Here is a 24100-nt window from a genome sequence, read left to right as displayed (position 1 = left end):
GGCCGCGGTCGCGGCCGGGCCGCACGAAAGGGGAATCACTGGTGGCGGAGCAAGGCACCTCCGACGTTCCCGACGCGCCGCGGGGAGCGGCGGATCCGCCGGTGTCCGATGCGCCGGGGCCCGGTGTGCCGGGGCCCGGCTCCGGCAGCATTCCGACGGTGGAGCCGGACGGCGGGGCGACGCTGCTCGCCTGGACCGCGCGGATGCGGGACGCATGCCCGGTGTGGCGGGACGAGACGGGCAACGTGCACGTCTTCCGGCACGAGGACGTCCAGCGGATCCTCGCCGACCCGGCGACCTTCTCCTCCGACACCGTGGGCCGCCTCTCGGGCGGTGAACGCCAGGCCCCGCGCGGCACCCTGCTGCTGCTGGACCCGCCCCTGCACGGCAAGATGCGCCGCCTGGTCAGCCGCGCCTTCACACCGGGGCTGATCTCCGGTCTCGAACCGTGGATCACCGGCCTGACCGCCGACCTGCTGGACGCGGCCGGCTTTGACCGCTTCGACCTGGTGGACACGCTCGCCAACCCGCTGCCGGTCACGGTCATCGCGCGGATGCTCGGCGTGCCCACGGCCGACCGGGACCTGTTCCAGGGCTGGGCGGACCAGCTGCTGTCGACAAACCCGGAGGACCCCGAGAGCGTCCGGCGCATGGAGGAGACCGGCCACACCATCTCGGCGTACCTGCAGAACTTCATCGACGACCGGCGCGGAAAGCCGCAGGACGACCTGCTGGGCACCCTGGTGGGCGCGGAACTCGACGACGAGCGCCTCGACGACGAGGACATCGCGAGCTTCGCCACCCTGCTGCTGCTCGCCGGGCACATCACCACCTCGGTGCTGCTGGGCAACACGCTGATGTGCCTGGACCAGGATCCGCAGCTGTTCGAGCGGGTCCGCGAGGACCGCTCGCTGGTGCCCGCCGTGATCGAGGAGACCCTGCGGCTGCGCCCGCCGTTCACCCGGATCGAGCGCGTCACCACGGCCGCCACCGAACTCGCCGGAACCAGCATCGCCCCCGGCACCCTGGTGCACCTGTGGCTGCTGTCGGCCAACCTCGACGAGCGGGTCTTCAAGGACGCGGCCGCCTTTCGCCCGGAGCGCACCAACGCCCGCCAGGCGGCCTTCGGCCACGGCATCCACTACTGCATCGGGGCACCGCTGGCACGCCTGGAGGGGCGCATCGCCCTGAACGCGCTCCTCGACCGGTTCGCACGGATCGAGGTCGACCCCGATGCCCGGCTGACCTACCACGGCACCAACGTCTTCGGCGCGCGGCACCTGCCGCTGGTCGTCAAGCGCGCCTGATCCCACCAGTCAACAGCCTTCGCCCACGGCACCCACGGCGCCGCCGGCACACCAACGGAGTGACGATGAAGACCAGGCCCGACGCACCCGTGATCCCGACGGACCGCGGCAAGTGCCCCTTCGACCCGCCCGCGGCGTACGCCCGGCTGCGCGAGGAGGCCCCGGTCAGCCCCCTCACCTTCCAGGTCGCCCCCAAGGACCCGACGGGCTGGCTGGTCACCCGCCACGACCTGGTACGGCAGATCCTGGCCGACGACCGCTTCAGCCACCGCAACGAGCTGCTCGCCCATGTGGTCGCACCGCCGTTCCCGATGACCGAGTACGCGCCCCAGCCCTCCCCGCCCGGCTCGTTCGCGAAGACGGACGCGCCCGAGCACTCCAAGTACCGGCGTCTGCTGGCCGGGCACTTCACCGTCCGCCGCATCCAGCACTTCGAGCCCGAGCTGGCCCGCATCATCGACCAGGTCCTCGACGAGATGGAGGCGAAGGGCTCGCCGGCCGACCTGGTGACGGACTTCGCCGAGGTCATCAGCGTCCGCTCGGTGTGCGCCCTGATGGGTGTCTCCGCCGAGCTGATGGCAGAGGTCTCGGAGCACTTCGCCACGATGATGAAACTGACGTACACCCTCGAGGAGTTCATCCACTGCATCGAGTCGCTGGACGCGGCGGTGCGGCCCATGGTCCGCGAGCGGCTGGCGGAGAAGGGCGACGACTTCTTCGGACAGCTGGCGGCCACCGGGGAACTCACCGAGGAGGAGCTGGTCAACCTCTCCGTCCTCACCCTGGGCGGCTCCCTCGACACGACGCCCAACATGCTGTGCCTGAGCACGTTCGCGCTGCTGGAGCAGCCCGAGCAGCTGGCCCTGCTGCGCAGCCGCCCGGAGCTGTACGAGGCCGGGGCCGTCGACGAGCTGATGCGCTATCTGACGATCTCGCAGCTGGGGTCGAGCCGTTGCGCGCTGGAGAACGTCGAGATCGGCGGCGTCACCGTCAAGGCCGGGCAGACCGTCGTGCTGTCGCTGCCTGCCGCCAACCGCGACCCCGCGGTCTTCGCCGACCCCGACAAGCTCGACGTCACCCGCATCCCGCGCAAGCACCTGGCGCTCGGCTTCGGCGCGCACCAGTGCCTGGGCCAGCACCTGGCCCGCGCCACCCTCAGGACCGGTCTGCGCAAGCTGTTCGAGCGGTTCCCGACGCTGCGGCTGGCGGTTCCCGCGGACGAGGTGCCGCTGCGCGACCGTGCCGTGCACTACGGGGTCGACCGGCTGCTCGTCGCCTGGGACTGACCGGCCGGGGCAACGACCACGACCGTGACGATCCGAGGACCTGAAAACCTGAGGAGAACGACCGTGACAACATTCCGGCGCGTCGTGGAGAGCCGGGAGGAGCGGTCCTTCCTGGTCCGCGCCGGCCGGGCCGGACGGGCCGGACGGGCCGACAACGCCCGTGTCCGGCTCAGCGGCTACGACCTGCTGACCGGCCCCTGGTACACACCGCTGACCTTCTTCTACCGCGAGACGCTGGACGGGGCTCAGCTGCGCGCCTCGCTGGCGCGCACGCTGCGCCGCTACCCGCCACTGGCCGGCCGTCTCGTCCGGGACCGGGACGGCGGGCTGAGCGCCCTGTGCAACGACGCGGGGGTCCGCTTCATCGAGGCGGTGTCACCAGAGCCCATGCGGGAGTACGGGCCCCAGCTGCGCACCGAGCCGGTGATCGGCCATCTGCTGCGCGAGGTCAGCGCGTTCCGCGTCATCGACCGGGACACCCCGCTGCTGAAGATCCGGCTGACACAGATGCGCGGCGGCGGCTCCGTCCTCGGCGTGATGATCAACCACAGTCTCGCGGACGGCGCGAACACCCTCGCGTTCCTGGAGAGCTGGTCGCGCGAGCACCGCGGGTTGCCGTACCCCGAACCGTGCCACGACCGGAGCCTGCTCGACGCGCTGGGCCAGGAGTCCGCCGACCCCGCGATCGTGGACGCGCGCGCGTTCGTCGGCGTCTCCCGGCTGCGCCTGCTGACCACGAACATCAAGGTCGGCCTGAACAAGCTCGCGACCGTCGCCACCCGCTTCGAGGCCGCCGAACTCGCCGCCATGAAACGGACCGCGCAAAAGCAGCTGACCGACACGGGCTCCTGGGTGTCCACCAACGACGTCCTGACCGCGCACATCTGGCAGGTCCTCGGCGAGCTGCGCGCCCGCCCCGACGACGCCGCCGAATGGCTCGGGATGATCATCGGAGCGCAGTCCCGGCTCGGTGCCGCGCTGCCCGCCGAGTACTGGGGCAACTGTGTCAGCAACAGCTGGACGCGGACCTCGGCAGCGGCGCTGCGCACCCGTCCGCTCGGCCGGCTCGCCCAGGACGTACGGGCCTGTCTGGACGCCAACACCGCCGACAAGCTCCGCGACGAGATCGCCTTCCTCAACTCCTACCGCAGGGCGGGCGTGTCACGGCACGTCATGTCGGTACGCGCCCCGGACGTCTTCGAGACGGCGGTCTCGATCAACAACTGGTCGCAGTTCCCGCTCTACCGCATCGACCTGGGCGCCGGCACACCGTTCTGGTACGAGTTCCCCGACCTCCCGGTGCCGACCGTGCACATCGCGCCGACGCCCGCCGAGGACGGGGGCCGGGACGTCTATCTGTGCCTGGCACAGGAGCACGCGGCCGCGGTGAGGAGTCCGGCGTGGCTGGAGCGGCTGCACGCCTACGGCACGCTTCACGGGAAACCCGCGCCCGTGGGTGAGTGACCGGGCCGCCGAAAGGGGCCACGGGCGGCGCTGGTGCCGCCCGTGGCCCCTTCGCGTGACGGCCGGTCTTCCCGATACGGCCGGTCTTCCCCGCCGTCACGAACGATCTTCCCGTTACGGCTGGTCCAGTTGCCGGCTGATGAAGTCGAACAGCTCCTCGTCCGTGGCGTCGTCCAGCTGGTCGGCCACGGACGCCCCCGCGTCCGGGGCGAACCCCGCACTCTCGTCCGCGTTCTCGACCTCCGAAAGGAGCGCCCTGAGCCGCGTCTTGAGGAGGGTCCTGATGTCGCGGTCGGGCCCGCCCTTCATGATCTTCGCGACCGTGCTGTCGACCTCCGCCAGCAGCACCGCGGCGGACTCCTGCCCGTCCCCGAAGAGTTCACCGGCCAGGTGGCGGGCGAGGTCGGCGGGCGTGGGGTGGTCGAAGACGAGGGTGGTCGCCAGCCGCAGGCCGGTGTCGCTGTTCAGCCGGTCGCGCAGCTCGACCGCGGTCAGGGAGTCGAAGCCCATCTCACGGAAGGCCCTGGCGGGTTCGATGCCCGCCACCCCGGTGAACCCGAGGGCCGCGGCGGCGACGGACCGCACATGGTCCTGGAGCAGCCGGACCCGCTCGTCGGCGGGCGCGGCGGCCAGTTCCTCCACCAAGGCGTACGAGGTGCCCCGCTCCCCCGGCGACGCGTCGGCCGCATCCGCGGTCCGCGCCTCCGGAAGGGCGGACAACAGCGGGCTGGGCCGGCTGCTGGTGAACGCGGGAAGGAACCTCTCCCAGTCCACGTCGGCCACCACCACCGTGCTGTCCCCGAGGTCCAGGGCACGTCCCAGTCCGCTCAGCGCACGGTCGGGGTCCATCACCCGCAGGCCCCGCCGGCCCAGTGCGACGGCGCCCTCGTCGGACACCATGCCTCCCCCGCCCCAGGGGCCCCAGGCGACGGCGGTACCGGCGAGCCCGCTCGCCCGGCGGCGCTCGACGAGGGCGTCCAGGTGGGCGTTGGCCGCGGCGTAGGCCGCCTGGCCACCGCTGCCCCACACACCGGCGATCGAGGAGAACACCACGAACGCCGACAGGGCCCTGTGCCCTGTCCTGTCCCGGGTGAGGGCGTCGAGATGGTCGGCACCGACGGCCTTGGCCTTCAGGACGGACGCGACGCGTTCCGGTGTCATCGCGTCGATCACGTCGTCGTCGAGGACGCCCGCGGCATGGAACACGGCCCGCACCGGGTGCCGCTCCACGACGCGGGCGAGGGCGTCGGCGTCGGCGGTGTCGCAGGTCTCGACGACGACGCGCGCGCCCATGTCCCCGATCTCGTCGACGAGTTCGGACGCACCTGGTGCGTCCGGGCCGCGACGGCTGGTCAGGACGAGGTCCTTGGCACCGCGCCGCACCAGCCAGCGGGCGAGGCGCCCGCCGAGCGCGCCGGTACCGCCCGTCACCAGCACGCAGTCCGGAGCACGCCAGCCGACGGCCGACGGCCCGAACTCCGATGGACTGCCGGGGACAGGAACGGAAACGGGAACGGGAGCGTGGGAGAGGCGGCGGGCGAAGAGCCCGGATTCCCGTACCGCGATCTGGTCCTCGCCCGAGTCCAGCACGGACGCGAGGCCCGCCAGAATGCTCCGGCCCGCGCGGCTCGGCAGGTCGAGGAGGCCGCCCCACCGGGCGGGGTGCTCAAGGGCGGCGACCCGGCCGAAGCCCCACAGGGCGGCCTGTGCCGGTTCGAGGGTCGCGTCGCCGTCATGTCCGACCGCGACCGCACCACATGTGAGCAGCCACAGCGGAGCGGTCAGCCCCGCGTCGCCCAGCGCTTGTACGAGGGTCAGCGCGGCGGCCGTACCGGGCAGGCGGGACAGCACACCGGCGACCGGTTCGCCCATGGCGGCGTCCGACAGGGCACGGGCCAGCCCCGCCCGATCCACCTGAGGCGCATACGTCACCCGCTCGATCCCGGGAACGAACTCCTCGATGCCGTCGAGCGAGTCGGTCCCCGGCGGCTGCAGCAGGAGCCAGCGTCCCGGTACGCCGACGGAGGCCGGCGGTGCGCTCAGACGCTCCCAGCCGACGCGGTAGCGCCAGCCGTCCACGACGGATCGCTCGGCCGCACCACGCCGCCATGCGGACAGCGCCGGCACGACGGCGTCCAACTCCGCCTCGCCCACACCCAGGACATCGGCCAGACCCTGCGCGTCGCCGCGCTCCACGGCCTCCCAGAAGCTCGCGTCCACGGGGTCGGCGGACGGGATGACCGCGACGGGAGCGCCCGGCTCGGGCCAGTACCACTCGTGCTGGAAGGCATACGTCGGCAGCGCGACAAACCGGGCACCGCAACCGGCGAACAGGGCGGGCCAGTCGACGGGAACCCCGTGCACGAACACGGCCGACACGGCCGACACGGCCGTATCCGCCTCCGGCCGGTCCTTACGCAGAACGGGAACACACAGGTGGTCCTGCGTGTCGCTCAGACAGGCACGCGCCATGGCGGTGAGGGTGCCGTCCGGGCCGACCTCCACGAACCGCGTCACACCACCGTGCCCGGCCAGCCACTCGATCCCGTCGGCGAACCGGACGGCCTCACGCACATGCCGCACCCAGTACTCCGGGGACTCCAACTCTCCTGCGGCAGCCGCCTGTCCGGTCACATTCGACACCACGGCCAGATGCGCCGGCGCATAGGCCACGCTCTCCGCGACCCTGCGGAACTCCTCCAGCATCGGTTCCATCAGCGGCGAGTGGAAGGCGTGGCTGACGCGCAGGCGTGAGGTACGGCGGCCGGACGCGGACAGCTCCTCCGCGACCGCCGACACCACCGACTCCACACCCGAAATCACCACCGACCGCGGCCCGTTCACCGCCGCAATCGACACCTCCGCCCCACGGCCCTCCAGCAGCGGCGTGACCTCGTCCTCGGAAGCCTCCACCGCGAACATCGCACCACCGGGCGGCAGTTGCTGCATCAGACGCCCGCGTGCCGACACCAGACGGCACGCGTCTTCGAGGGACAGCACCCCGGCCACATGCGCGGCAGCCAGCTCACCGATGGAGTGACCCACCACGAAGTCGGGGCGCACACCCCATGACTCGACGAGGCGGAACAGGGCCACTTCGATCGCGAACAGGGCGGGCTGGGTCCACGCGGTGTTGTTCAGCAGCTCGGCATCCGCGCCGAAGACCACCTCCCGCAGGGGACGGTCCAACTCGGCGTCCAGATGCGCGCAGACGACGTCGAAGGCATCAGCGAACACGGGCAAGGACTCGTACAGTTCACGGCCCATACCGAGGCGCTGCGCGCCCTGGCCGGAGAAGAGGAAGGCGAGCTTGCCGTCGCCGTGGGACGTTCCCGTCACCGTGAGGGGATCCGTTTGGCCATCCGCCAAGGCCCGCAGGTGCGCGACCAGTTCGTCGTGGTCGTGGCCGAGCACCACCGCGCGCTGCTCGAACGTCGAACGGCTCACTGCCAGGGACAGACCCACGTCAGCGGGGTCGAGATCAGGCTGCGCCTCGATGTGGGCCAGCAGCCGAGCGGCCTGCGCACGGAGTGCCTCGGAACCACGGCCCGACACGATCCAGGGGGCGACGGGGAGCGGCAGCCGGGGCACCTCGGTCGCGGCTTCTTCGACCACCGGGTCCGGCACCTGCTCCAGCACCACATGCGCGTTCGTGCCACTCAGGCCGAACGAGGACACACCCGCACGCCGGGGACGCCCCGACTCCGGCCACGCGGTCGGCTCCGTCAGCAGCCGCACCTCACCCGCGGCCCAGTCCACATGCGAGGAAGGCTCATCGACATGGAGGGTCGCCGGCAGCACACCATGCCGCATCGCCTCCACCATCTTGATCACACCCGCCACCCCCGCGGCGGCCTGGGTGTGACCGATGTTCGACTTCACCGAACCCAGCCACAACGGCCGCTCCCCCGGCCGGTCCTTCCCGTACGTCGCCAGCAGCGCCTGCGCCTCGATCGGATCACCCAGCGCGGTACCCGTGCCATGCGCCTCGACCGCGTCCACATCCCTGGCGGAGAGACCGGCACTGCTGAGGGCGGCCCGGATGACCCGCTGCTGCGAGGGGCCGTTCGGCGCGGTCAGACCGTTGGACGCGCCGTCCTGGTTGACGGCAGAGCCCCGCACCACAGCCAGGACCGGGTGACCGTTACGGCGCGCGTCCGACAACCGCTCCACCAGCAGCACACCGACACCCTCACCCCACCCCGTCCCGTCCGCACCCTCCGCAAAAGCCTTGCACCGGCCATCAGTTGCAAGCCCGCCCTGACGGCTGAACTCCACAAACGCACCCGGCGTCGACATCACCGTCACCCCACCGGCCAACGCGAGATCACACTCACCCGACCGCAACGCCGAGACAGCCAGATGCAGAGCCACCAACGACGACGAACACGCGGTGTCGACGGTCACGGCGGGCCCCTCCAGGCCCAGCACATACGACACACGCCCCGAGAACACACTCGCCGCGTTCCCCGTCCCGATGTACCCGCCGAAATCCGCATCCGACGCCGCCAGCAACGCCGGATAGTCCTGACCGTTCGTCCCCGCGAACACACCCGTCCGACTGCCCCGCAACGAACGAGGATCGATACCCGCCCGCTCCACCGCCTCCCACGACGACTCCAGCAACAAACGCTGCTGCGGATCCATCGCCAACGCCTCACGCGGCGACACACCGAAGAAACCCGCATCGAACGAGCCGACGTCCTTGAGGAAGCCGCCGCGGCGGGTGTACGCCGTGCCCTGACGCCGGGACTCGGCATCCAGGCCATAGAGCGAACCGAGGCCGTCCCAGCCGCGGTCGTCGGGGAAGTCGGCGATGCCCTCGCGCCCCTCGGACAGCAGGTTCCAGAACGCCTCCGGGGAGTCCACCCCACCTGGGAAGCGGCACGCCATCCCCACAATCACGACCGGGTCGCCCGACACCGCCACCGCGGCCCCCGAGGACACCTCCGTGACCACGCCACTCAACTCGCCGTACAGGAACTCCGCCAGAGCGACCGGAGTCGGATAGTCGAACACCACGGTGGCCGGCAGGGACAGACCACACTCCGCACCCAGGGCATTGCGCAGCTCGACCGCGATCAGCGAGTCGACCCCCAGGTCACGGAAGGCGGAGTCGGCGGGAACCGACTCCGGGCCGGAGTGACCGAGGACCGCCGCCGCGCGGGCACGGACCAGGTCCAGAGCGGCCTGGGTGCCCGCCTCGCGCGGCAGGGAGCCCAGGCTGTCGGTGCGGTCCGTCGGCGGCACCGGACGGGCGGGACGGGACGGGGCTGCCTCGGGCAGCTCCGCCAGGAGTGCGCTCGGCCGGGTCGCGGTGAAGGCCGGTGCGAACCGGCTCCAGTCGATGTCCGCGACGAACTCGCCGGCCACGCCCGAGTCCAGGGCCGTCGCGAGGGCGGCCAGGGCCAGGTCGGGGTCCAGCGGTGCCACAGCGCCCCGGCTGCGACGTCGGCCGCCGGTGGCCTCGGCGGCCATGCCGCCGCCGGCCCACGGGCCCCAGGCGAGGGAGGTGGCGGGCAGCCCCTCGGCACGGCGGCGCTCGGCGAGCGCGTCGAGAACGGCGTTGGCGGCGGCGTACGCGCTCTGTCCGGCGCTGCCCAGGACACCGGCGAGCGACGAGAACGTCACGAAGGCCGACAGGTCCTGGCCTCGTGTCAGTTCGTCGAGGTGCAGGGCGGCTTCGGCCTTGGCCCGCATGACGTGCCGTATGCGCTGGGGGTCGGTCCCGCGCAGGACACCGTCGTCGAGTACGCCCGCGGTGTGGAAGACGGCGTCGACGCGGTGGTGCGCGAGGAGTTCGGCGACCTCTTCCCTGACGGACACGTCCACGGCGGCGACGGTGACGCGGGCGCCCATCGCGGAGAGCTCGGTTTCGAGTTCCGCGGCTCCGGGCGCCTTGGGTCCGCGCCTGCTCACCAGAACGATGTCCTCGGCGCCGCGCTCGACCGCCCAGCGTGCCACGCGGGCGCCGATGGCGCCCGTGCCGCCGGTGATCAGGACGGTTCCCCGCGGCTGCCACGGCTGTGGCGGGGTGGGCCGGGTCCTCGACAGCCTGCGGCCGAAGACACCGGTGCCGCGGACCGCCACCTGGTCCTCCTCGCCGGGCGGCGCGGTGAGGACGGCGGCGAGCCGTCCGAGCGCCCGTTGGTCGAGGTCGTCCGGCAGGTCGACGAGTCCGCCCCACAGATCGGGGTGTTCGAGCGCCGCCACCCGGCCGAGGCCCCATACCGCGGCCTGCTCGGGCGAGGTGACCGCGTCGCTGCGGCCGACGGAGACGGCCCCGCGCGTCAGCGACCACACCGGAGCCACCGGACCCGCCGGACCGCCGAGGCCGATGTCCGTGAGCGCCTGGACCAGCGTGGCCGTGGCCGCTGCCGTCGCCGCCCGGTCCTGAGCCAGCGGGAGCAGGGACACCACAGCCGTGACGGGACCGAACTCGTCCTGTGTGTCCTTGAGTTGATCGGCCAGGACGGCACGGTCGGCATGGCCTGTACGGTCTGTACGTTCCGTACCGGAGGCCAAGTCCGCGACCTCGATCTGCCGCAGCTCGGCCCCCTGCGCCTCCAGCTCACCGAGTACGGCGCGGATCGTGGCGTCGGCCCGCTCATCGCGCGCTTGCGGGACGACCACCAGCCAGCGGCCCGGCGGCGGTGCGCTCCCGGCGCCGGTGGCCTGCGCCAGGGGTTTCCACGTGACGCTGTAGCGCCAGGAGTCGGTGACGTGCCGGTCGCTGCGCTTCCGGTACCAGCGCGAGAGCGCCGGGACGACCGCGTCCAGGGCGTCGGGAGCCAGGGCGAGATCTTCGGCAAGGGTGTCGATGTCCTGCCGCTCGACCGCCTCCCAGAACTCCGTGTCGACGAGGGCCGAGGCGAACGCCGGGTCCGTGCCGGGCTTCGGCCCCGGCGCGGACGGGTCGAGCCAGAAGCGCCGGCGTTGGAAGGCGTACGTCGGGAGTTCCACGGCGGCGGCGCCGGTCCCGGCGAAGAGCGCCCTCCAGTCGACGAAGGCGCCGTCCACGTGCAACCGGCCCAGCCCGCGCAGGACGGAAGCCGGCTCGGACCGGTTCTTGTGCAGGACGGGGACGCACACGTACTCCCGCGCGTCGCTCAGGCAGGACTGGGCGAGGGCGGTGAGGGTGCCGTCGGGGCCGATCTCCACGAAGTGTGTGACCCCGTGCCCGGCCAGCCACTCCACACCGTCGGCGAACCGTACGGCCTCCCGGACGTGCCGCACCCAGTACTCCGCGGACTCCAACTCCCCTGCGGCAGCGGCCTGTCCGGTCACATTCGACACGACCGGAATACGAGCCGACGCGTAGGTGACGCTTTCCGCGACCGTACGGAATTCATCGAGCATCGGTTCCATCAGCGGTGAGTGGAAGGCGTGGCTGACGCGCAGGCGTGAGGTACGGCGCCCCATAGCCGCCACCTCCCCCGCGACCGCCTCGGCCACCGACTCCACACCCGAAAGCACCACCGACCGCGGCCCGTTCACCGCCGCGACCGACACGTCCGCCCCACGGCCCTCCAGCAGCGGAACAACCTCGTCCTCGGACGCCTCGACGGCGAACATCGCGCCACCGGCGGGCAGTTGCTGCATCAGACGGCCCCGCGCCGACACCAGACGGCAGGCATCTTCGAGGGACAGCACCCCGGCCACATGCGCGGCCGCCAGCTCACCGATCGAGTGACCCACCACGAAGTCGGGGCGCACGCCCCACGACTCGACGAGACGGAACAGGGCCACTTCGATCGCGAACAGCGCCGGCTGCGCCCACTCCGTGCGGTTCAGCACCTCCGCGTCCGTGCCGAAGACCACGCCTCGCAGGCCGTCGTCCAGGTGCGCGCAGACGGCGTCGAAGGCCTCGGCGAACACCGGGAAGGACTCGTACAGCTCACGCCCCATACCGAGGCGCTGCGCACCCTGGCCGGAGAAGAGGAAGGCGAGTCTGCCGTCGCCGCGGTTCCGGCCGGTCACGACCTGCGCGGTGTTCTCGTCGTCGGCGAGGCTCCGCAGGCCGCTGAGAAGGTCTTCGCGGTTTTCGCCCAGCAGCACGGCGCGATGGTCGAACGTCGACCGGGTGGTCAGCAGTGACCAGCCGACGTTCAGCGGTGCGTGGCCGGGGTGTTCGGTCAGGAAGGCCGACAGTGTGCGGGCCTGCGCGCGCAGGGCCTCGGGTGTCCGGCCGGAGAGGGTCCACGGGAGGACCGGCGGTGTGACGGCGGGCAGCGTAACGGCGGGCGTCACCGGGGAGGCGTCGTGGTCCGGGGCCGGTTCCTGTGCCGTGGTTCCCTGTGCCAGGACCGTGGTTCCCTGTTCGAGGACGACGTGGGCGTTGGTGCCGCTGACGCCGAAGGCGGAGACGGCGCCGGTGCGGGGTCGGCCGGTCTCGGGCCAGGCGCGTGGTCCGGTGAGGAGGCGGACCTCGCCCGCCTCCCAGTCCACTTGGGCCGAGGGTTGGTCGACGTGGAGGGTGGCGGGCAGCACGCCGTGGCGCATGGCCTCCACCATCTTGATGACACCCGCGACCCCTGCGGCGGCCTGGGTGTGACCGATGTTCGACTTCACCGACCCCAGCCACAGCGGCCGCCCCTCGGGCCGGTCCTTGCCGTAGGTCGCCAGCAGGGCGTTGGCCTCGATCGGGTCGCCCAGCGCGGTGCCCGTGCCGTGGGCCTCGACGGCGTCGACGTCCTTGGCGGAGAGGCCGGCATTGGTGAGGGCGGCGCGGATGACTCGCTGCTGGGAGGGGCCGTTCGGTGCGGTGAGGCCGTTGGAGGCGCCGTCCTGGTTGACGGCCGAGCCCCGCACCACAGCCAGGACCGGGTGGCCGCCTCGGCGCGCGTCCGACAACCGCTCCACCAGCAGCACACCGACACCCTCACCCCACCCCGTCCCGTCCGCACCCTCCGCAAAAGCCTTGCACCGGCCGTCGCTCGCAAGCCCGCCTTGGCGGTCGAACTCGGCGAACACGTCCGGTGTCGACATCACCGTCACCCCGCCGGCCAGCGCGAGGTCGCATTCGCCGGACCGCAGCGCCTGGACGGCCAGGTGCAGGGCCACCAGGGACGAGGAGCACGCGGTGTCGACGGTCACGGCGGGCCCCTCCAGGCCCAGGACGTAGGAGACCCGGCCGGAGACGACGCTCGCGGCGTTGCCGGTGAGCAGGTGGCCCTCGATGCCCTCGGGCAGGTCGTGGCCGTTGGCGGAGCCGTAGTTCTGGTTGCTGCATCCGACGAAGACGCCGGTGCGGCTGCCGCGTACGGTGGCCGCGTCGAGGCCCGCCCGCTCCAGCGCCTCCCAGGAGGCCTCCAGGGTGAGGCGCTGCTGCGGATCCATGGCGAGGGCCTCGCGGGGCGAGATGCCGAAGAAGTCGGCGTCGAACTCCGTGGCGGACTTCACGAATCCGCCGCGCAGGGCCGCCGCGTCGGTGCCGGCTCCGGTCAGGTCCCAGCCGCGGTCCTGCGGGAACTCGTCCATCGCGTCCCGGCCGTCGGCCAGCAGCTGCCACAGGTCGTCGGGCGAGCGGACGTCTCCCGGGTAGCGGCAGGCCATGCCGACGATGGCGATGGGCTCGGTCGCCGCGCGCGCGAGGTGATCGTTCTGTTTGCGCAGTCGCTCGTTCTCGAGCAGCGATGCGCGCAGGGCCGCGACAACGCGTTCCTCGGAGGTGGGCATACTCAGCTCCACTGTTCTTGCTTCGGGCTTCGGCGGACGCTTCGGGCTTCGGCGGACGAGGAGAGGGAGGCGGGTCGGAGGGTCAGTGGGCCGAGTCGCCGAGGGCCAGTTGTATGAGGTCGTCGACGTCCATCGTGTGGATCAGCTCGTTGTCCTGCGCGTCGGCCCTGGTGGCGCTCGGGTCCGTTTCCTCCGGCTCGGCGAGGGCCATCACCGCGGCCAGCAGGCCGCTCTCCTTCAGCCGGGCCAGCGGGACGGTCGTCAGCTTCCTGCGCAGCGCGGCCTCGTCGGCGGCGGTGGTGCCGGACGGGTCGGCGAGGCCGTCGGCCAGGGCGTCCGCGTCCGGGGTGTCGGGGAAGAGCTCGGCACAGAGGTGATCGGCCAGGTGTTCGGGGGTCGGGTAGTCGAAGACGAGGGTGGTGGGCAGGCGCAGACCGGTGTCGCGGTTGAGCTGGTTGCGCAGTTCGACGGCGGTCAGGGAGTCGAAGCCGACATCGCGGAACGCCCGGGCGAGTTCCACGCTTTCGCCGCTCGCGCGGCCGAGGACCGAGGCGGCGTGGGTGCGGACGAGGTCGCGCAGCGCGCGCTTGCGGTCGGTCGCGGAGAGCGCGGAGAGCCGGTTCACCAGGTCCGTGCCCCCGGTCCCCGTCTCGGTCGGCGTGCCGTCCGTACCGGTGGTGGTGGCCGCCTCCGGGAGAGCGGACAGGAGCGGGCTGGGGCGGCTGCTGGTGAACGTGGGAAGGAACCTCTCCCAGTCCACGTCGGCCACCACGACCGTGCTGTCCCCGAGGTCCAGGGCACGTCCCAGTCCGCTCAGCGCACGGTCGGGGTCCATCACGCGCAGGCCCCGGCGACCGAGTTCGACGGCTCCTTCGTCCGTGACCATGCCGCCGCCGCCCCACGGCCCCCAGGCCACGGCCGTACCGGCGAGGCCCCGGGCCCGGCGGCGTTCGACCAGGGCGTCGAGGTGGGCGTTGGCGGCGGAGTAGGCGGCCTGGCCGCCGCTGCCCCACACGCCGGCGATCGAGGAGAACACGACGAAGGCGGACAGGTCCCTGTCTCCCAGGACGGCGTCCAGGTGGGTCGCACCGGCGGCCTTCGCGCCCCATACGTCGGCGAGGTACTGGTCACTGACCTCGCCGAGCGGTGTGGCATCGCCCCTGCCCGCGGCGTGGAACACCGCGTCGACCGGGTGCCGGTCCAGAAGCGTTTCGACCGCGGCGCGATCCGCCATGTCGCAGGCTTCCAGCGCGACGTGGGCGCCCAGGGTCCGCAGTTGGTCGGCGAGATCGGCGGCGCCCGGCGCGTCCGCTCCGCGGCGGCTGGTCAGGACGAGGTCCCGCGCGCCGCGCTGCACCAGCCAGCGTGCGAGGCGGCCGCCGAGGGCACCGGTTGCGCCGGTCACCAGGACGCGGCCGTGCGGGGTCCAGGACGCGGCCGGGGCTGGGGCGGACGGGGCGTGGGCGAGACGGCGGACGAGCAGTTCGGATCCGCGTACGGCGATCTGGTCCTCACCGGAGACGAGAGCGGACGCGATCCCGGCGAGGGCGTGCCGGTCGGTCTGCTGGGCCGGGATGTCGACCAGGCCGCCCCAGCGGTCGGGGTGTTCCAGCGCGGCGACGCGGCCGAGGCCCCAGACCGCGGCCTGGGACGGGTCGGCGGGCTCCGCGGCCGGGCCGCCGGCCGGCACCGCGCCCGTCGACACCGCGCCGTGCGTCACCGTCCACAGCGGAACCGCGAGGTCGGCGTCGCCCAGCGCCTGGACGAGCGCCAGTGTCGCCCCCACGCCACCGGAGGGGGCGAGGTACGACAGCACGCCCGCGATGAGTCCGCATTCGGCGGCGTTCGTCAGGACCCGCGCCAGCGCGGCACGGTCCGCCGCTTCCGCCGGGCAGGTGAACCGGTCGATCCCGGGGACGAATTCCTCGATGCCCGCGAGTACGTCCTCGCCGGGGGGCTGCAGCAGAAGCCAGCGGCCCGGCAGCGGCACGAGTGGGGACAGTACGGGCATCGGCTCCCAGTCGACGCGGTAGCGCCAGCCGTCCAGGACGGACCGCTCGACCGCACCGCGCCGCCAGGCGGACAGGGCCGGCACGACGGCGTCCAACTCCGCCTCGCCCACGCCCAGTACATCGGCCAGGCTCCGCGCGTCTCCTCGCTCCACGGCTTCCCAGAACGCCGCGTCCACCGGGTCGACCGAGGCGGTCCCGGCCGGCGAGGCGGCCGGCTCCGGCCAGAACCGCTCCCGCTGGAAGGCGTACGTCGGCAGCGCGACGGGCCGGGCGCCGGGGCCGGCGAAGAAGGCGGGCCAGTCGACGTACACCCCGTGCACGAAGGCCTTCGACACGGCCGCGAGCACTGTGTCGCTCTCGGCGCGGTCCTTGCGGAGCGTGGCCGTGAACAGCGTGCCCTCGTCACCGGGCACACAGGACTGGGCCAGGGCCGTGAGCGTGGCGTCGGGCCCGATCTCCACGAAGCGTGTGACCCCGTGCCCGGCCAGCCACTCGATCCCGTCGGCGAACCGTACGGCTTCCCGGACGTGCCGCACCCAGTACTCCGCGGACTCCAACTCGCCTACGGCAGCGGCCTGTCCGGTCACGTTCGACACCACGGCCAGCTGCGCCGGCGCATAGGTCACACTCTCCGCGACCGTACGGAATTCATCGAGCATCGGTTCCATCAGCGGTGAGTGGAAGGCGTGGCTGACGCGCAGGCGTGAGGTACGGCGGCCCATAGCCGCCACCTCCCCCGCGACCGCCTCGGCCACCGACTCCACACCCGAAAGCACCACCGACCGCGGCCCGTTCACCGCCGCGACCGACACGTCCGCCCCACGGCCCTCCAGCAGCGGAACAACCTCGTCCTCGGACGCCTCGACGGCGAACATCGCACCACCGGCGGGCAGTTGCTGCATCAGACGGCCCCGCGCCGACACCAGACGGCAGGCATCTTCGAGGGACAGCACCCCCGCCACATGCGCGGCCGCCAGCTCACCGATCGAGTGACCCACCACGAAGTCCGGGCGCACGCCCCACGACTCGACGAGACGGAACAGGGCCACTTCGATCGCGAACAGCGCCGGCTGCGCCCACTCCGTGCGGTTCAGCACCTCCGCGTCCGTGCCGAAGACCACGCCTCGCAGGCCGTCGTCCAGGTGCGCGCACACGGCGTCGAAGGCATCGGCGAACACCGGGAAGGACTCGTACAGTTCACGGCCCATACCGAGGCGCTGCGCACCCTGGCCGGAGAACAGGAACGCCAGCCTGCCGTCGGACGCGGCGCCTTCGGCGACGGTGGGGAGGTTCTCGCCGCGGGCGACGGCGGAGAGTCCCGCGAGCAGTTCTTCGCGGTCGGTGCCGCGGATTACCGCGCGGTGCTCGAAGGCGGAGCGGGTCTGCGTGAGTGCCAGCGCCACATCGGCGGTGTCCAGTTCCGGGTGGGCCTGTATATGGGCCAGCAGTTGAGCGGCCTGGCCCCGCAGTGCCTCGGAACCACGGCCGGATACGACCCAGGGGGTGACGGGGAGCTGCTGGGAGACCTCGGTCGCGGTTTCTTCGGCGACCGGGTCCGGCGCCTGTTCCAGTACGACATGGGCGTTGGTGCCGCTGAATCCGAAGGCCGAGACTCCGGCCCGGCGGGGATGCGCCGTCTTTGGCCAGTCGACGGACTCGGCCAGGAGCCTGACGTTGCCCGCGGCCCAGTCGACGTGCGAGGAGGGCTCGTCGACGTGGAGGGTGGCGGGCAGCACGCCGTGCCGTATGGCCTCCACCATCTTGATGACACCCGCCACCCCCGCGGCGGCCTGGGTGTGACCGATGTTCGACTTCACCGAACCCAGCCACAACGGCCGCTCCCCCGGCCGTTCCTTGCCGTACGTCGCCAGCAGCGCCTGCGCCTCGATCGGATCACCCAGAGACGTACCCGTGCCATGCGCCTCGACCGCATCCACATCCCTGGCGGAGAGACCGGCACTGCTGAGGGCGGCCCGGATCACCCGCTGCTGCGACGGACCGTTCGGCGCGGTCAGACCATTCGACGCACCGTCCTGGTTGACGGCGGAACCCCGCACCACAGCCAGGACGGGGTGGTTGTTGCGGCGCGCGTCCGACAACCGCTCCACCAGCAGCACACCGACACCCTCACCCCACCCCGTCCCGTCCGCACCCTCCGCGAACGCCTTGCACCGGCCGTCCGCCGCGAGGCCGCGCTGACGGCTGAACTCCACGAACGCCGCCGGGGTCGACATGACGGTGACGCCGCCGACGAGTGCCATCGAGCACTCCCCCGAGGTGAGCGCGCGTATTGCCCAGTGCAGGGCGACGAGGGACGCCGAGCAGGCCGTGTCGACGGTGACCGCGGGGCCTTCGAGGCCCAGGACGTAGGAGACCCGGCCGGAGACGACGCTCGCGGCGTTGCCGGTGCCGAGGTAGCCCTCGGTGTCGGCGTCCGCCGTGCTCAGGACGTGTGCGTAGTCCTGGCCGTTGGTGCCGGTGAAGACGCCGGTACGGCTGCCGTGCAGGGAACGGGGGTCGATGCCCGCCCGTTCCACGGCCTCCCACGACGTCTCCAGCAGCAGGCGCTGCTGGGGGTCCATCGCCAACGCCTCGCGGGGGGAGACGCCGAAGAAGCCCGCGTCGAACGAGCCGACGTCCTTGAGGAAACCGCCGCGGCGGGTGTACGTCGTCCCCCTGCGCCGGGACTCGGGGTCCGGGTCGTAGAGGGCGGCCACGTCCCATCCGCGGTCGCCCGGGAAGTCGGTGATGCCGTCGTCGCCCTTGAGGAGCATGTCCCACAGCTGCTCGGGGTTCTCGACCCCGCCGGGGAAGCGGCAGCCCATGCCGATGATCGCGACCGGGTCGTCGGCGAGGTCCGCCGGTGTTCCGGGAATCCGCTGTGCGGACTGTGCCGACCCCGTCCGGGTGGGGGCGAGTTGGGCGAGGAGGAGGTCGGCGACGGCGGCGGGGGTGGGGTGGTCGAAGACCAGGGTCGCGGGCAGGGTGAGGCCGGTCGCGTGGGTGAAGGCGTTGCGGAGTTCCAGGGCGGTGAGGGAGTCGAAGCCCAGCTCCGTGAAGGGGCGGTCGAGGCCGACCGACGCGTCGCTGCTGTGGCCGAGGACGCCTGCGACGGTCGTACGGACCAGGGCGAGGACGGCCGTGCGCCGCTGCTGTTCGGGCAGCGCGGCGAGAGCGGCGCCCGCCGGCGCCGCGGTGCCCGCCCCGGCGCCGGCGGCCTGCCGCAGCGGTGCGCGGCCGGCCAGGGAGCGCAGGACGGGGGGCAGGCCGGCCGCGTTCCGGCGCAGCGCGGGCAGGTCGATGCGCAGGGGCAGCGGGGTCGCGCCGGTGTGGGACAGGCAGCGGTCGAAGAGGGCCAGGGCCTCCTGGGTGGGCAGGGCGCCGATGCCGCTGCGGCCGATGCGGCTGCGCTGCGAGGTGTCCAGGTCACTGGTCATGGTGCTGTCCTGGGCCCACAGTCCCCAGCCGATGGCGAGGGCGGGGTGTCCTGCGGCGCGGAGGTGTCCTGCGAAGGCGTCCAGGAAGGAGTTGGCCGCGACGTAGTTGCCCTGGCCGGGGCTGCCGAGCGTGGCGGCGGCCGAGGAGAACAGGACGAAGGCCGTCAGGTCGAGGCCGCGGGTCAGCTCATGAAGGTGGACCGCGGCGTCCACCTTGGGGCGCAGTACGGCGTCGAGGCGTTCGGGGGTGAGGGAGGTGACGACGGCGTCGTCGACTACGCCGGCGGCGTGCACGACGGCGCCCAGCGGGTGGTCCTGCGGGACGGTCGCCAGCAGTTCGGCCAGGGCGTCGCGGTCGGCGGTGTCGCAGGCGGCCACGGTGACCTCGGCGCCCGCCTCGGCCATCTCGGAGACAAGTGGGAGGGCGCCGGGGGCATCCGCGCCCCTGCGTCCGGCGAGGAGCAGGTGGCGTACGCCGTGCTCGGTCACCAGGTGGCGGACGGTGGCGGCGCCGACGGTGCCGGTGCCTCCGGTCACCAGGACCGTGCGCCGCGGGTCGAAGCCGATCGCCCGCGCGGGCTGTTCGGCACCGGCTCCGGCTCCGGCTCCGGCGGGGGCGAGGCGGGGCACCAGGACCCGGCCGTCGCGGACGCAGACGTCGGCCTCGTCGTGGCGGAGGATCTCGGCGATGTCCTGCGGGGCGGGCTCGGCGGTGGCGGTGTCCATGAGCAGGAAGCGGCCGGGGTTCTCCGCCTGGGCGGAGCGCACCAGTCCGCGGACGGCCGCGGCGGGCAGGTCGGTGACCGTCTCGCCGTCGGCCGCGGCGACCGCATCGGAGGTCAGGATCAGCAGGCGGGAGCCGGTGAAGCGCTCGTCCGCCAGCCAGGTCTGCAGCAGGGTGAGGGCGGCGCCGATGGCCGCGTGGACGGCCTCGGCACTCACCCCTCGGTCACTGTGGGGGGTGCGCCAGGGCAGGGCGACGACCGGGGGCACGGGGCCGTCGGCAGCGGCGGCGAGGAGGGTGTCGAGGCCGGTGTGGACGGCGAGTTCGGGGGCGGTCGGCAGCACCGGTCCCCGCGAGGCGGTCCAGGCGAGGCCGAAGAGGTCGTCGCTCTCGGCGGCGGCCGGGGCCGGCAGGTCCGCCGGGGCCAGCGTGCGCGCGGTCAGTTCGTCCGCGCTGAGGACGGGTGCGCCGGCGGGGTCGAAGAGGCCGAGCTCGACGGTGCCGTCCTGGCGGGGGCGGATGTGGATGCGTACGGCTTCGGCGGCTGCGGCGTGCAGGGTGAGGCCGGACCAGGACAGGGCGTGGGGTGCGGGGTGTCCGGTCGCGGAGAGGGCGAGGAGAGCGCCTTCGATGAGGGCCGGGTGCAGGGCGAAGCGGCCGGCTTCGGCGCGCTGCGACTCGGGCAGGACGGCTTCGGCGTACACCTCGTCGCCGAGCCGCCAGGCGGCCGTCAGGGTGCGCAGGACGGCGCCGGGGACGGTGTCCTGGTCTTCGAGGGTGCGGTACAGCTCGCCGATGTCGATGGGGGCACCACCGACGGGCGGCCACGCGCCGGGCTCCTGGTGCTTGGTGGTTGTCTCGTGCTCCGGCTGCCGTACGAGGATGCCGTGGGCGTGCCGCTGCCAGGGGCGGTCCGCTCCGTCGTCGGCGGGGGCGGCGGGGCGGGAGTAGGCGGTGAATGTCCAGCGGCCCTCCGCGTCGGTCTCCTCGACCACGGTCTGGATCTCGCTCTCGCCTGTCTCGGGCAGGGCGAGGGGCGGTTCCACGACGAGTTCGGCCAGGTGGGGGCTGTCGAGCAGGGCGCCGGCGTGCAGGGCGAGGTCCGTGAAGACCCCGGCGGGCACGAGCGCCGTGCCGAAGGCGGTGTGGTCCGCGAGCCATGGCTGGGTCCGACGCGAGATGCGGCCGGTGGAGACGACGGCGGTCGACTCGGCGAGCGCGACGGTCGCGCCCAGCAGCGGGTGTGCCGTCGTCCTGACGGTGCCCTGGGCCACCGGGTCGAGCCAGTAGCGGCGGCGCTGGAAGGCGTAGGTGGGCAGGCCGACCGGCGGGCGGTCGTCGCCCGGGATGACGGCGGACCAGTCGACGGCGGTGCCGCGCGCGTGCAGGGCGGCGAGCGCGCCGAGCGCCGCGATCGGCTCGTCGCGGTCCTTGCGCAGGGTGGGCACGAAGAGCATCTCGTCGCCGCGGGTGACTCCGGACTGGGCGAGGGCGGTGAGGGTGGCGTCGGGGCCGATCTCGATGAACCGGCGGACCCCCCGCTCCTCCAGCCAGCGCACACCGTCGGCGAACCGCACGGCTTCCCGGACGTGCCGCACCCAGTACTCCGCGGACTCCAACTCACCAGCGGCAGCCACCTGTCCGGTCACGTTCGACACCACGGCCAGCTGCGCCGGCGCATAGGTGACGCTCTCCGCGACCCTGCGGAACTCCTCCAGCATCGGCTCCATCAGCGGCGAGTGGAAGGCATGGCTGACGCGCAGGCGTGAGGTACGGCGGCCCATAGCCGCCACCTCCCCCGCGACCGCCTCGGCCACCGCCTGGACACCCGAAAGCACCACCGACCGCGGCCCGTTCACCGCCGCGACCGACACCTCGGTCTCATGGCCCTCCAGCAGCGGAACAACCTCATCCTCGGACGCCTCGACGGCGAACATCGCACCACCGGGCGGCAGTTGCTGCATCAGATGCCCGCGTGCCGACACCAGACGGCAGGCATCTTCGAGGTACAGCACCCCGGCCACATGCGCGGCAGCCAGCTCACCGATCGAGTGGCCCACCACGAAGTCGGGGCGTACGCCCCACGATTCGACGAGGCGGAACAGGGCCACTTCGATCGCGAACAGGGCGGGCTGCGTCCACGCGGTGTTGTTCAGCAGGTCGGCATCCGTGCCGAAGACCACGCCTCGCAGGCCGTCGTCCAGGTGTGCGCAGACGGCGTCGAAGGCCTCGGCGAACACCGGGAAGGACTCGTACAGTTCACGGCCCATACCGAGGCGCTGCGCGCCCTGGCCGGAGAAGAGGAAGGCGAGTCTGCCGTTGGCGCGGCGGGCCGTGTCCGCGAGGACCTCGGGGGTGGGCTCGCCGGCGGCCAGGGCCTTGAGGCCGCGGATCAGGGCGTCGTGGTCGCCGCCGAGGACGACGGCCCGGTGTTCGAACGCGGAGCGTGTGGTGGCCAGGGCGTGGGCGACGGCGTGGTCGCTGTCGCCGGGGTGGGTTTCGAGGTGGGTGAGGAGGGTGTGGGCCTGGGCCTGCAGGGCCTCCGGGGTCTGCGCGGACAGCAGCCAGGGCACAACCGGCGGGGCGGCGGCGTCGGGGTGCGTCGTGGCCTCGGTGCGGGTGTGGTCCCCGCTCGTCCCGGTGTTCTGCCCGTTGTTCTGTCCGTCGTTCTGCTCGTCCTCGGGTTCGGCTGGGGGTGCCTGTTCCACGATGACGTGGGCGTTGGTGCCGCTGACGCCGAATGCGGAGACGCCCGCGCGTCGCGGCCTGCCGGGGTCGGTCCACTCGACCGGCGATGTCAGGAGACGGACGTTGCCTTCTGTCCAGTCGACGGTGGTGGAGGGCCGGTCGACGTGGAGGGTGCGGGGCAGCCGCTGGTGGCGGAGCGCCTGCACCATCTTGATGATGCCGCCGACACCCGCGGCGGCCTGGGTGTGGCCGATGTTCGATTTGAGCGAGCCGAGCCACAGCGGCCGCCCGTCGGGCCGGTCCTGGCCGTAGGTGGCGAGCAGGGCCTGGGCCTCGATGGGGTCGCCGAGGGTGGTGCCGGTGCCGTGCGCCTCGACGGCGTCGACCTCGCTCGCCCGCAGGCCGGCCGCGGCGAGTGCGGCGCGGATGACCCGCTGCTGCGAGGGCCCGTTCGGGGCGGTGAGGCCGCTGCTGGCGCCGTCCTGGTTGACGGCAGAGCCGCGGATGACGGCGAGGACTTCGTGTCCGCTTCGGCGGGCGTCCGAGAGGCGCTCCAGGAGGAGCATGCCGACACCCTCGCCCCAGCCGGTGCCGTCGGCGGCGTCCGCGAAGGACTTGCAGCGGCCGTCGGCGGCGAGGCCGCGCTGGCGGCTGAACTCCAGGAAGGTGACCGGGGTGGACATCACGGCGACACCGCCGGCGAGCGCGAGGTCGCACTCGTCCGCCCGCAGTGCCTGGACGGCCAGGTGCAGGGCGACCAGGGAGGAGGAGCAGGCCGTGTCCACGGTGATGGCGGGGCCCTCGAAGCCGAAGGTGTAGGAGATACGGCCGGAGGCGATGCTGGCGGCGCTGCCGTTGCCGATGTATCCGTCGAGTCCTTCGGGCGGTTCGGGGAACCGGGAGCCGTAGTCGTTGTACATGACGCCGGCGAAGACGCCGGTGGCGGTGCCCTTCAGGTCGGCGGGGCGCAGTCCGGCGCGCTCCAGGGCCTCCCAGGTGACTTCGAGGAGCAGGCGTTGCTGGGGGTCGGTGGCGAGGGCCTCGCGGGGTGACATGCCGAAGAAGCCGGCGTCGAAGTCGACGGCGTCGTGCAGGAAGCCGCCTTCGCGGGTGTAGCAGGTTCCGGGGCGGTCGGGGTCGGGGTCGTAGAGGGTGTCGACGGCCCAGCCGCGGTCCTCGGGGAAGGCGGAGATGCCGTCGGTGCCGGTGTCGACGAGCTGCCAGAGGTCTTCCGGGGTGCGGACTCCGCCCGGGTAGCGGCAGCTCATGGAGACGATGGCGATGGGTTCCGTGGCCTTCGACTCGACCTGGCGCAGGCGGCTGCGCGTGCGTTGGAGGTCTGCGGTGACGCGCTTCAGGAAATCGCGGAGCTCGCGAAGCCTGTCCTCGCTCACGGATCGGTTCCCTTCGACAGCGGGCCCATGGTCTCGCCGGTGGTGGCACGGGCAGTGGCCGTCCCGGACGGGTGCGGGCGGGACGGAACGAGGTGAGGGGGTGGAGCCTG

The 24100-nt window shown here is 72.8% G+C and carries 5 protein-coding genes; 3 read left to right on the top strand and 2 right to left on the bottom strand.

The features are described from left to right. Positions 1-41 precede the first annotated feature (41 nt). The 3 genes from OG747_RS46660 to OG747_RS46650 all read left to right on the top strand — a co-directional run bounded on the left by OG747_RS46660 (position 42) and on the right by OG747_RS46650 (position 4057). Entirely contained in the window at positions 42-1307 is a 1266-nt protein-coding gene (locus OG747_RS46660) for a cytochrome P450 (protein ID WP_405876728.1), read from the top strand. 65 nt (positions 1308-1372) lie between these two features. Then, positions 1373-2593, top strand: coding sequence for a cytochrome P450 (locus tag OG747_RS46655; protein ID WP_405876730.1), 1221 nt, complete (start codon positions 1373-1375; stop codon positions 2591-2593). A gap of 63 nt (positions 2594-2656) precedes the next feature. Further along, positions 2657-4057, top strand: coding sequence for an acyltransferase (locus OG747_RS46650; protein WP_405876732.1), 1401 nt, complete (start codon positions 2657-2659; stop codon positions 4055-4057). A 114-nt stretch (positions 4058-4171) separates the two neighbouring features. On the opposite strand, the gene OG747_RS46645 is transcribed toward OG747_RS46650, so the two are convergent. Then, complete coding sequence (locus OG747_RS46645; RefSeq protein ID WP_405885385.1) at positions 4172-13747, bottom strand: type I polyketide synthase; 9576 nt, start codon at positions 13745-13747, stop codon at positions 4172-4174. A 70-nt stretch (positions 13748-13817) separates the two neighbouring features. Further along, positions 13818-23990 carry a type I polyketide synthase gene (locus tag OG747_RS46640; protein WP_405876734.1) on the bottom strand — a complete coding sequence of 3391 codons (10173 nt, stop codon included), beginning with the start codon at positions 23988-23990 and terminating at the stop codon, positions 13818-13820. Positions 23991-24100: the final 110 nt, after the last annotated feature.

The organism is Streptomyces sp. NBC_01384 (assembly GCF_045040035.1).
Classification (GTDB): Bacteria; Actinomycetota; Actinomycetes; order Streptomycetales; family Streptomycetaceae; genus Streptomyces.
Note: the sequence above shows the minus strand (reverse complement) of the source record. Positions and strands in the feature narration are given on the sequence as shown.

Bases quoted from the DNA above. Each gene is read 5' to 3' on its own strand.
- OG747_RS46655 (WP_405876730.1), top strand. From the start codon at position 1,373: ATGAAGACCAGGCCCGACGCACCCGTGATCCCGACGGACCGCGGCAAG.